The organism is Xanthomonas indica, from assembly GCF_040529045.1.
Taxonomy (GTDB): Bacteria; Pseudomonadota; Gammaproteobacteria; order Xanthomonadales; family Xanthomonadaceae; genus Xanthomonas_A; species Xanthomonas_A indica.
This window is the reverse complement of record NZ_CP131914.1, coordinates 2,313,978-2,324,911: the sequence shown is the minus strand read 5'-3', so window position 1 is coordinate 2,324,911 and position 10,934 is coordinate 2,313,978. Positions and strand designations below refer to the sequence as shown.

11 protein-coding genes and 1 tRNA gene are annotated in these 10,934 nt (G+C 70.7%); 6 read left to right on the top strand and 6 right to left on the bottom strand.

What is annotated here, in order from left to right; genetic code table 11:
* The first annotated feature begins 105 nt into the window (after window positions 1–105).
* The 4 genes from Q7W82_RS10125 (at window position 106) to Q7W82_RS10110 (ending at window position 4,151) form a co-directional block, all read left to right on the top strand.
* Window positions 106–813: an AraC family transcriptional regulator gene (locus Q7W82_RS10125; RefSeq protein ID WP_029562152.1), complete on the top strand. Its 708-nt coding sequence runs from the start codon at window positions 106–108 to the stop codon at window positions 811–813.
* 353 nt (window positions 814–1,166) lie between these two features.
* Window positions 1,167–2,555 carry a signal recognition particle-docking protein FtsY gene (ftsY, locus tag Q7W82_RS10120; RefSeq protein WP_242156738.1) on the top strand — a complete coding sequence of 463 codons (1,389 nt, stop codon included), beginning with the start codon at window positions 1,167–1,169 and terminating at the stop codon, window positions 2,553–2,555.
* 214 nt (window positions 2,556–2,769) lie between these two features.
* Complete coding sequence (gene mutY, locus Q7W82_RS10115; protein ID WP_242156737.1) at window positions 2,770–3,831, top strand: A/G-specific adenine glycosylase; 1,062 nt, start codon at window positions 2,770–2,772, stop codon at window positions 3,829–3,831.
* Window positions 3,832–3,872: 41 nt separating this feature from the next.
* On the top strand, window positions 3,873–4,151 hold the full coding sequence (locus tag Q7W82_RS10110; protein ID WP_160947078.1) for an oxidative damage protection protein: 279 nt from the start codon (window positions 3,873–3,875) through the stop codon (window positions 4,149–4,151).
* A 305-nt stretch (window positions 4,152–4,456) separates the two neighbouring features.
* On the opposite strand, the gene Q7W82_RS10105 is transcribed toward Q7W82_RS10110, so the two are convergent.
* From Q7W82_RS10105 to Q7W82_RS10095, 3 genes are all read right to left on the bottom strand, one after another.
* Window positions 4,457–4,915 carry a DUF6491 family protein gene (locus Q7W82_RS10105; RefSeq protein WP_242156736.1) on the bottom strand — a complete coding sequence of 153 codons (459 nt, stop codon included), beginning with the start codon at window positions 4,913–4,915 and terminating at the stop codon, window positions 4,457–4,459.
* A 114-nt stretch (window positions 4,916–5,029) separates the two neighbouring features.
* The gene (locus tag Q7W82_RS10100; protein WP_242156735.1) at window positions 5,030–5,941 is read right to left on the bottom strand and encodes a M48 family metallopeptidase; all 912 of its coding nucleotides are present in this window, start codon (window positions 5,939–5,941) and stop codon (window positions 5,030–5,032) included.
* Between the two features lie 56 nt (window positions 5,942–5,997).
* Complete coding sequence (locus Q7W82_RS10095) at window positions 5,998–7,899, bottom strand: formylglycine-generating enzyme family protein (protein WP_242156733.1); 1,902 nt, start codon at window positions 7,897–7,899, stop codon at window positions 5,998–6,000.
* Between the two features lie 117 nt (window positions 7,900–8,016).
* Here Q7W82_RS10095 and rnd point away from each other — a divergent pair, with 117 nt between their 5' ends.
* Window positions 8,017–9,102, top strand: coding sequence for a ribonuclease D (rnd, locus tag Q7W82_RS10090; RefSeq protein ID WP_242156731.1), 1,086 nt, complete (start codon window positions 8,017–8,019; stop codon window positions 9,100–9,102).
* A 104-nt stretch (window positions 9,103–9,206) separates the two neighbouring features.
* On the opposite strand, the gene Q7W82_RS10085 is transcribed toward rnd, so the two are convergent.
* Window positions 9,207–9,614, bottom strand: a complete 408-nt coding sequence (locus tag Q7W82_RS10085) for an H-NS family nucleoid-associated regulatory protein (RefSeq protein WP_242156729.1) — start codon at window positions 9,612–9,614, stop codon at window positions 9,207–9,209.
* Between the two features lie 231 nt (window positions 9,615–9,845).
* Here Q7W82_RS10085 and Q7W82_RS10080 point away from each other — a divergent pair.
* Window positions 9,846–9,921, top strand: a tRNA-Ala gene (locus Q7W82_RS10080).
* Window positions 9,922–10,142: 221 nt separating this feature from the next.
* On the opposite strand, the gene Q7W82_RS10075 is transcribed toward Q7W82_RS10080, so the two are convergent.
* Window positions 10,143–10,325, bottom strand: coding sequence for a hypothetical protein (locus Q7W82_RS10075; RefSeq protein WP_160947082.1), 183 nt, complete (start codon window positions 10,323–10,325; stop codon window positions 10,143–10,145).
* 84 nt (window positions 10,326–10,409) lie between these two features.
* Window positions 10,410–10,931, bottom strand: a complete 522-nt coding sequence (locus Q7W82_RS10070; RefSeq protein WP_242156727.1) for a chemotaxis protein CheW — start codon at window positions 10,929–10,931, stop codon at window positions 10,410–10,412.
* Window positions 10,932–10,934: the final 3 nt, after the last annotated feature.

Genomic DNA, 10,934 nt, shown 5'->3' with positions numbered 1-10,934 from the left:
GCACAACCCGGCGACGCCCGGCGGCGTCGACTTAGGCTAGCATCGGCATTCAGGGGACGCGCGGCGGCGCGCCCGCACCGCCGCCCACTCCCGCAGGTGAACGCCATGGACACTCTCATTTCGGCACTGGAACTGCAGACGCTGTTCGACGCCTTGCCGGACGTGGTGTTCTTCGTGAAGGACCGCGACGGCCGCTACACCCACGTCAACCTGACCCTGGTGCGGCGGTTGGGCAAGAAGTACCGCGCCGACCTGATCGGCAAGTCCGCCGCGGACGTGTTCCCGCTGCCGCTGGGCGGCAGCTACCTGATGCAGGACCGCCGCGTGCTGTGCGGCGAGGTGATCGAGAACCAACTGGAAGTGCACCTGTTCCCGAACCGCACCCCGGGCTGGTGCCTGACCTTCAAGCGCCCGCTGTGCGAGGGCGAGGACGTGATCGGCGTGGTCGGCATCTCCCGCGACCTGGGCCAGCCGGACAGCCGCCACTCCGCCTACGAGCGCATCAGCCGCGCCATGGAGCACATGCAGGCGCACTACGGCGACAATCTGCGCGTGCAGACCCTGGCCGACCTGGCCGAGCTGTCGGTGGCGCAACTGGAGCGGCACTTCCGCCGCGTGTTCCAGCTGACCCCGCAGCAACTGCTGACCAAGATGCGCATCGAAGCGGCGATGCGCCTGCTGCACGGCGACGACAGCATCGCCAGCATCGGCCAACTGTGCGGCTTCGCCGACCAGAGCGCCTTTGCCCGCCAGTTCAAGGCCACCGTGGGCATGACCCCGCGCGACTACCGGTCGATGAAGGGCAAGCTGTGAAAGGCCGGGATTGGGGATTCGGGATTGGGGATTCGGTTTTGCTGAATGCGGGCGTGGAGATCGCGGTGCTACGAATGCAGAGCCCCTCTCCCCCTGGGAGAGGGGTTGGGGTGAGGGTCCGGCGTAGCCATTGCATCGAAATACCATGACACATCCGCGCTTGCCCCTGGGAGCTTGGCTTCACCGGGAATGCCCCAGTCGCGCTTGATCCATCAAAGGCATAAAAACCGCGCCTATACACGCGTTCACGACGCACAAATCCCACCCGCCAACCATCCAAGCCTGCCCTCCTCTGCACCGGCCGCTCAGGTCGCAAGTGGTAGCATTCTTCGTTTCCGGTCCACGCGTCATCCATGGTCAGCCTATTCCGCCGCAACAAGCCCCAGGACAACGCCGGCGAGAGCCGCACGCAGCGTTACAGCATCGAGGAACTGGCCGCCGCCTTCCCCAAGCCGGCAAGCGCCGAACCCGCGGCGCCTGCGCCGTCGGCGCCGCCTGCCGCTGAGGCTGCGCCTGCCGCTCCCGTCCCCGCCGCTGCCCCGGAGCCGACGCCCGCGCCGGTCGCCGAACACCCCGTGCAGGCGCCGGCCCCGGTCGCTGTGCCGCAGCCACAACCGACGCCGCTGCCGCCCGCAGCGCCCACGCCGCCACCGCAGGCCTATGTGCCGACGCCGGCCGCCGCGCCGGCGCCGAGCGTGCCGCAGCCGACACCCGTTCCCGCCCAGCCTTCCGCCGCGGTACCCGCGCCGTCGCCTGTCGCCGCGTCCGTGCCCGCCGCCGACGCCGACCTGGTGCGCAGCGACGCCCTGCCCGCCGCGCCGGCCGGCAAGCCCGGCTGGCGCGAGCGACTGCGCAACAGCAGCTTCGCGCGCAGCGTCGGCAGCCTGTTCTCGCGCAACCCCAAGCTCGACGACGACCTGCTCGACGAGATCGAGACCGCGCTGATCACCGCCGACGTCGGCATTCCCGCCACCACCGCGCTGATCGAGAACCTGCGCAAGCGCATGAAGGCGCGCGAGTTCGTCGACGCCAGGGCGCTGCAGCAGGCGCTGCGCGCCGACCTGCTGGCGATCCTGCGGCCGGTCGCCAGGCCGCTGCAGATCGACCGCAACGCCAAGCCCTTCGTGGTGTTGACCGTCGGCGTCAACGGCGTCGGCAAGACCACCACCATCGGCAAGCTGGCCAAGCGCTTCAAGGACGAGGGCCACAGCCTGATGCTGGCCGCCGGCGACACCTTCCGCGCCGCGGCGGTGGCGCAGTTGCAGGCCTGGGGCGAGCGCAACGGGGTGAGCGTGATCGCGCAGGGCCAGAACGCCGACGCTGCCTCGGTGGCGTTCGATGCGCTGCAGGCCGGCAAGGCGCGCGGCACCGAGGTGTTGATCGCCGACACCGCCGGCCGCCTGCACACCCAGACCGGGCTGATGAACGAACTGGGCAAGATCCGCCGCGTGCTCGGCAAGCTCGACGCCAGCGCCCCGCACGAGGTGCTGATGGTCATCGACGGCACCACCGGCCAGAACGCGCTGTCGCAGTTGCGCCAGTTCCACGCCGCGGTCGGCGTCACCGGCCTGGTGGTGACCAAGCTCGACGGCACTGCCAAGGGCGGCGTGGTGTTCGCCCTGGCCCGCGAGTTCGGCATCCCGATCCGCTTCGCCGGCATCGGCGAGCGCCCCGAGGACCTGCGCGTGTTCGACGCCGAGGCCTTCGTCGACGCGTTGCTGCCGGACGCCCTGGGTGCGTAACGCCTAAGCCCCTCTCCTCCGGGAGAGGGGTTGGGGTGAGGGTGCGGCGGAGCTCGCCAGGCCGGCACTGGCGGTACTCCAACCGCACCAGGCTTCGCCCGCACCCTCATCCGCCCCTGCGGGGCACCTTCTCCCGGCGGGAGAAGGAACAGCAGAGCCGCTCATCCGCTCCCCCTCCCGCTCCTTCTCAGGCGAGAAGGACACTGAAGCCAGCATGCGCCAGCCCTCCGAGACCTTCCCCGCCCGCCTGCTCGCCTGGTTCGACCGCCACGGGCGCCACGACCTGCCCTGGCAGCATCCGCGCAGTCCGTACCGGGTGTGGCTGTCGGAAATCATGCTGCAGCAGACCCAGGTGGCGGTGGTCATCCCCTACTTCCTGCGCTTCCTGCAGCACTTCCCGACCCTGCCCGACCTGGCCGCCGCCGACAACGACGCGGTCATGGCGCAATGGGCCGGGCTGGGCTACTACGCCCGCGCGCGCAACCTGCATGCCGCCGCCAAGCGCTGCGTGGAATTGCACGGCGGCGAGTTGCCACGCGATTTCGATGCCCTGCATGCACTGCCCGGCATCGGCCGCAGCACCGCCGGCGCGATCCTCAGCCAGGCCTGGAACGACCGCTTCCCGATCCTCGACGGCAACGTCAAACGCGTGCTGACCCGCTATCACGGCATCGCCGGCTACCCCGGCCTGCCGGCGGTGGAAAAGCCGCTGTGGGCGCTCGCGCAAGACCATGTGGCCGCGGTGCCCGACGGACGCATGGCCGACTACACCCAGGCGCAGATGGATTTCGGCGCCACCCTGTGCACCCGCGCCAACCCGGCCTGCGTGCTGTGCCCGTTGCAGGACGACTGCGTGGCGCGCCGCGACGGCCTGGTCGAGGCGCTGCCCACGCCCAAGCCGGGCAAGACCTTGCCCGAGCGCGAAGCACTGGCGCTGTTGCTGGAGAACGCCGCCGGCGAGTTGCTGCTGCAGCGGCGTCCGCCGACCGGCATCTGGGCCTCGCTGTGGACCTTGCCGCAGGCCGACACCGACAGCGAACTGCGCGCCTGGTACGCGCGCTGGATGCGCGGGCGCGACTACGAGGATGCCGAGACGCTGCCACCGATCGTGCACACCTTCAGCCATTACCGCCTGCATCTGCAGCCGCTGCGCCTGCGCAAGGTCGCCATGGGCGATGCGCTGGGCGACAATGACGATCTGCGCTGGGTGGCGCGCGCCGACCTGTCGACGCTGGGCCTGCCCGCACCGATCCGCAAACTGCTCGACGGCCTCTAGCGCGCACGCGCGCGGCGTCGCGCGCATCGCCAGGAATTGCCATGTCCCGCACCGTCTTCTGCCAGTACCAGCAACGCGACGCCGAAGGGCTCGATTACGTGCCGTATCCCGGCGAGCTCGGCAAGCGCGTGTTCGCGCACATCGGCAAGGCCGGCTGGCAGGCGTGGCTGGCGCACCAGACCATGCTGATCAACGAGAACCGGTTGTCGCCGCGCGACCCCAAGCACCGCGCGTTCCTGGAAACGGAACTGGAGAAGTTCCTGTTCCAGGGCGGCGCCGACAAGCCCGAAGGCTACGTGGCGCCCGACCAGGCGCCCTGAGCGGCGCCGCGGCGTGGCCTCACGCGCACACACCGTCGCGTGGACACCGCCAATCACGCGCTTCGTCACGCATCACGCCATCGCGTAGGAGCGGCTTCAGCCGCGACGAGGCTTCCCGTGGAAAGCCGTCGCGGCTGAAGCCGCTCCTACGCGTGCGCACTGGGCTATTAGGGCTTGCCGCACGCTGCATTGCAGCGCACCTAACGCAACCGGCTACACGCTGAAACGTCAGGGAGAGGCGGTGCAACATCGCACTCGCCCAGCCGCCGCCTCGCGAATCCCGAATCCCCAATCCCGGTACTGCCTCAGCTCCCAGGCACCTGCTGCGCCCGCTCCTGTACCTTGGCCTCGCGCAGTTCCTTCTCCGAGCTGCGCAGCGCCTTGACGTCGAGCGGGCGGATGCTGTCGATGCGGCACGGCAGGCGAATCGCGCCGGGGCCGCCGCCGAGCACCAGCACGTCGTCGAACTTCGCCGAGACCTGGCTGCCGAAATGGGTGATGGCGATGCTGGGGGCGAAATCCAGGTCCTGGCAGGGGCCGGCGAATTCCAGCAGGTAGGCCTGGTTGGGACGCGTCCACACCGCCAGCGCGCTGTCGCCGAGCGCGGTCCAGCCGCTGAGCTGGTTGAAGTACTGGAAGTCGCGCACCGGCGCGCCGGCGTGGGCGCGGTACAGGGTCAGGCGCTCGTCGTCGCTGAGCCGATTGGTGGCGCAGCCGGCCAGCACCGCGGTGGCGAGGAGAGAGGACAGCAGCAGGCGTTTCATGGCAATGCTCCTGATAGTGTGGAGCGCATCATGCGCCCGCCGCCGTGCACGCGCGCGTGGAGCCGCGCGCGGCGTTCAGCGACAAGGCAGCCACGCGCCGGCAGGCGCGCGCCGTCACTGCGCGGTGCCGCGCGCCGATTCGCAGAAGCGCTGCCGGTACTCCAGCGCCTTGGGCATCAGCGCCTGCAGGTTCTGGATGCGGGTGCCCGGATTGGGATGGGTGGAGGCGAACTCCGGCGGCGCCTGGCCGCCGCTGCTGGCGCTCATCCGCTGCCACAGCGGCACCGCCTCGCGCGGGTCGAAACAGGCCGCGGCGGCCAGCATCAGACCCACCTCGTCGGCCTGGGTCTCGTGGCTGCGCGCATACGGCAGCAGGTAGCCGTAGCCCATCGCCGCCATCGCCATCTGCTGCTGTTGCGGATCCAGGCCGCCGGCCGCGCCGGCCATCTGCCCGATCTGGGTCAGCTTCTGCTGGGCCATGCGCTGCGCGCCATGCCGCAGCAGCGCGTGGGCAATCTCGTGCCCCATCACCACCGCCATCGCGTCGGCATTGCCGGCGACCGGGAACAGGCCGGTGTAGACCGCCATCTTGCCGCCGGGCAGGCAGAACGCGTTGGCCTGCTCGGACGGAATCACGTTGACGTCCCAGTCGAAGCTGCGCGCGTCGTGCCGCGCCTGCATGCCGTGTTCGGCGGCCAGCGCGTCCTCGACCACGTCGACCTTGGCGATCAGCCGCTGCGCGATCGCGCGCACCTGCTGCGCCTGCGGCGCCTGCGGGTCCAGCGGCCGTTCCTGCGCCAGGATCTCGCGGTAGGCCTGCAGGCCCAGCGCCTTTTCGTCCTCCACGTTCAACGAGCGGTCGATCAGCACCTGCTCGCCGGTATAGGGATCCTCGCTGCGGTTGGAGAACCAGTAGTACCCGGCATAGACCGCGAAGCCGAGCAGCACCAGCCAACGCACCCCGCCCAGCGGCCCACGGCGGCCGCCGCCCGGTTCGCCGCCCTGGCGGCCGAAGACCTCGTTCATCCCGCTCCCCTCGCTGATTGGTGACGCAATGTAGAACCGGCGCCGACCAGGCCGCGTCAAATGCCGCGCACCAGGCGGAACCCGATGCGGGCGCTGGTGCTGTCCGAATCCTGCATCAGCCGCCAGGCCGCACGGGTCTGCTCCGGCGCATTGGCCCAGTTGCCGCCGCGCACCACCCGCGAGCGGCAGCCCGGGTTGTACCAGGCCGCGCCATCGGCCGGCGCGCGGCGGTAGCTGGCATGCCAGCAGTCGGCGACCCACTCGCTGAGGTTGCCGGCCATGTCGTGCAGGCCCCAGGCGTTGGCGGAAAAACTGGCGACCGGGGCCGGGCCCCAGAATCCGTCGGTGTAGCCGACGAAGGCGTTGCGCCAGTGCCGACCGCTGGGCGAGACGTCGCCGCCACCGGTGAAGTTGCCGCTGCCGCGCGGCGGCGTGCCGGCGTTGCCCCAGGGGTAGCGGCCGCGGCTGCCGGCGCGCAGGGCGTATTCGAACTCGGCCTCGCTGGGCAACCGGTAGTGCCGCCCGGTCTGCTGCGACAGCCAGGCCGCATAGGCCTCGGCGTCGCGTACGCTGACGTGCATCACCGGGCTGTTCGGCGCCGCGCGCGCGCCCTGGTAATCGGACTGCCAGTCCACGCCGTTGCGGCGCACGAAGTTGCCGCTGCGTTCGTCGTAGACGGTGGAATGGCCACGCCGGGTGGCGCGCGGACGCGCATTGGTGGCCTCCACGAAACGGCGGAACTCGGCCACGGTGACCTCGGTGATCGACATCGCGAAGCCGCGGTCGAAGCGCACGTAGTGCTGCGGCATCTCCGCCGGCGAGGCGCCGGGTTCGCTCTCGGCCGCGCCCATGCGGAAGCCGCCGTGCGGCACCACGATCATCTGCGGGCCGCGCCCGCCGTCGCGCATGCCGTCGGTGAACACCTGGCCGGGGCGGAAACTGCCGTAGTGGGTAGCCAGGTCGATGCGTTCGCGCAGCATCGCCGCCACCGGATCGCCGGGATCGGCGATGCGCAGCACGTCGCCCAGGCGTTCGCGCGCCGACTTCAATCCGGCCGGCGTGGCCAGATCGCGCAGGCCGGCATCGCGCAAGGCGGCGATGCGTGCCACCCGCACCTGCTCCACGCGCACACGCGCGTCGCGCACCGTGGCCGCGTCCTCGCGCACCCGCGCCGCGCGCGCCAGCCAGCTGCCGGCGGCGGCGAAGTCCGAGGCCGCCGCAGCCGCCTCGGCGCGGCGGATCAGCGCGCTCTCCACCGCCGCCACGCCCTGCCGCGCGCGGTCATCGTCGGCATCCAGCAGCAGCGCCTCGCGGAAATTGGCCAGGGCGCCGTTGCCGTCCTCGCCCAGCCGGCCACCGCGCAGGTCGTCCTCGCCGGCGCGGTTGTAGGCCAGCACTCGCGATGCGGTCTCCACCCGCTGCTGCAGGCGCCGCACCGCCGGGTCCTCGGCATCCAGCCACAGCGCCACCATCGCGATGCGTGCGGCCTGCTCGAGGGTGTGCTCGGAAAGATCCGGGTCGCGCAGCGCCTGCGCGCCGAGCTGCAGCAGCCGCCGCCGCGCCTTGCGCAGGCCGTCCTGGGCGATGCGATCGTTGGGTGCCAGGCTGCGGATCGCCAGGTACAGCGGAATCGCCGACTGCGCGTCCTCGAACAGGCGGTCCTCGGCCAGCGCGCGCGCCGCCTCGCGTCGCGCCTGCGGCAGGCCGCTGCGGGCCAAGGTCGGCAACGGCGGCTGCCAGCGTGCCACGGTCTCGGCCGCGTCCTCGCCGCCGATGGTCACGCTGGGCGCCTGCACCGGCCGGGCCGGCGGCGACCGCGCCGGTGCGGTCGCCGCGGCGCGCGCAGGCGCGGGATCGGCGGCCGGCGTCGGCGGCTGCCGCGCACAGCCGACCAGCGCTGCCGCAAGCATGCTCCAGACCATCACAACGCCGCTGCTGCGCACCTTTCCTCCGAACATGGCCCTAGGGCGTGTCACCAATGCGACGCCGCCCCACCCGGCGCGCCGTGCGGCCGGCGGAGCGACGTTAGGCTATTCTCGCCTGCCTGAGCAAACCCTGCAGTCAACGGAAATCACGTGCCTTATTGGATCAAGCAACCCGCCGAGCTGAGCGAACTGCTGGCGCAGCGGCCGGCCCGCATCGGCCTGGATACCGAATTCGTCCGCGAGCGGACCTACTGGCCGCAACTGGCGCTGGTGCAGATGGCGGTAGGCGACGAAATCCTGCTGATCGACCCGCTGATCCCGGGCATGCCGCAGGCGCTGGCGCCGTGGCTGAGCGACCCGGACATCCTCAAGATCATGCACAGCGCCAGCGAAGACCTGGTCGCCTTCAAGTGCGCCTGCGGCACCCTGCCGCGGCCCCTGTTCGACACCCAGATCGCCGCCGGCCTGGCCGGCCTCGGCGCCGGCATGGGCTACCAGAAGCTGGTACTGGAAATCACCGGCGTGCACCTGGCCAAGGGCGAAACCCGCTCGGACTGGCTGCGCCGCCCGCTGTCGCCGGCGCAGTTGGAGTACGCCGCCGACGACGTGCGTCATCTGTTCGCGCTGCACGACGCGCTGCAGGCGCGCTTGCAGACCCTGGAGCGCAGCGACTGGCTGCGCGAGGACGGCGAACGCCTGCTCGGCACCGTCGAGCACGACGACGGCGAGCGCTGGCCGCACCTGGGCATGCGCGCGGCGCAATTCATGGACCGCCCCGCGCAGCTGCGCCTGCTGCGCCTGTTGCGCTGGCGCGACGCGCAGGCCCGGCACAGCGACAAGCCGCGCAGCTGGATCCTGGACAACGAACTGGCCGCCACCCTGGCGCGGTTCCCGCCGCAGGACCCGCCGGCCCTGCTGGCCCTGTTCGACAAGCACCCCAAGGCGCCGCGCAAGCTCAGCGATGCGCTGTGGCAGGCGCTGACCACGCCGCTGGCCGACGAGGCCGACGCGCCGCAGGCGCTGGCCGCCAGCGACGACAACAAGGCGGCGCTGAAGCGGCTGCAGGACGCGGTGGCCGCACGCAGCGCCGAACTCGGCCTGCCCGATGGCCTGCTGGCCTCGCGCAAGCACCTGGAAGCGCTGCTGGAAAGCGCGCAATGGCCACAGCCGCTGGCGGGCTGGCGCCGGCGCGAACTGGAACCGCGGCTGCAGCCGCTGCTGGCCGGCACGCGTTGAGCGGTGCGGCCGAGTCCGGCCGCGATCGCGTCGTCGCGTGCCACCTGCGCCCGGCGCATCGGGCATAAAAAAAGGCCAGGAGATCCTGGCCTTTTTTCGTCCGCTCAGTACTTGAAGAGCGGGAACTTCAGATCCGGATGGCGCGCCTTCCATTCGTTGTAGGCGGCGGTGCCTTCCCAGGCGGCGAACGCCTTCGGCGTGCGGCCGCGACCGGACCAGGTTTCGCCGGTATGCGGCAACTGGTACTTCGGCTTGACCTCGCTACGGCCGCCGGCGACGGACTTGCTGCTGGCCGGCTTGGACGCCGCGCTGGTCACGTAGGCGGCGATCTCGTTGCGCTGCTTGGCGCTGAAGAACTCGGCGAACTGTTCCAGCAGCGACAGCACGTTGGCATGCGCCGCATTGGTTTCGCCCTCGCGCGCCTGTCGCTCCTGCTCTTCCAGCTTGCGCATTTCTTCCTGCAGCTTGGCCTTGGCTTCGGCGATCTGTTGCAAGTTGCGAACTTCCGTCATGTGTAAAAGACCCGTCTTTAGTAAAAGGTGTGAAGCGGACGGCATTATTTCGTCCGGAACGAAATCACCGCGGGAGATTTCGGCCGCCGAGTATATCGATTCCCTGCGCGCGCTGTAGACAGCATGCTGAGCGCGTTCGCGGGTCCCGACCGGCCCCGCCCCGGCGCCGCGGATGTTGCATTGCCCCCTTGGCATGCGGCCCCGTGCCCAGTTACACTACGCGTCTGATGTGGGGCGGTAGCTCAGCTGGGAGAGCGTCGCGTTCGCAATGCGAAGGTCGAGGGTTCGATCCCCTTCCGCTCCACCATCTTTCCGTCTTCGACGGTGCAAGCAAGGTCAGACAGCCACCAGGCTCTCTGGCCTTTTTTGTTGGCCGGTCCTGGTTGTCGTCCGATCCTGGCGCTGACCGCGCCCGATCACGCCGCTCCTGCATGCGCGACCGGCGATGGCGCGCCCCGGGCCCTCGGCCTTCTCACTAAGGCAAAGCGGCGGGACGCCGACGCGCTGCGCGCCCCGCCGCTCGCTCGATCAGCCGTTGTCGTCCTGCGCGGCCTGATCCTGGCCGGAGCGCGGGCCGCGCTCGTGCGCCTCGCGCAGCTTCTGGTCTTCCAGGCCGGGCCGCTGCTTGGCGGTATCGTCCTGGGCACGGTCCTGCTGGCCCTCGTGGATGCCTTGCTGCTTGCCGGACTGAGTGGTCTCGTCTTTTGCCATGGTCTGCACCTCGCTGGGGCGGATGCCCCTCCGCTGCCACCCTAGCGAGGGCGCCGTGATGCACCAATCACGGCGTGCCGGGCGTCACGCCGCCAGCGCCGGCGCGCCGGCCTCGGCGATGTCGTCGCTGCGCAGCAGCCGCGCACGGTCCAGCAGGATCACCAGCCGATCCTCCAGCTTGCCCATGCCTTGCAGCAGGTCGCGGCGGATATCGCTGCCGAAGGCCGGCGGCGCCTCGATCTGCTGCGGCGGCAGTTCCAGCACCTCGTTGACCGCGTCCACCAGCAGGCCGAACGACTGCGTGCCGCCGCCCTCGTCGGTGGCGGCAGTGGCGATGACGATGCAACTGCGCCGGGTGACCTGGCTGGGCGCGCGGCCGAGCCGCGACTGCAGGTCCACCACCGGCACCACCGCGCCGCGCAGGTTGATCACCCCGCGCACGCAGGCCGGCATGGTCGGCACCGGGGTGGGCGTGCGGTACTCGATGATCTCGTGGATGCCGGCGATGTTGAGCCCGAACAGTTCGCGATCCAGCTGGAAGGTCAGGAACTGGCAGCCGCTCTGCGGCGTGTCTCCGGCCGCGGTCTCGTAGCGATCGTTGTGCATGAT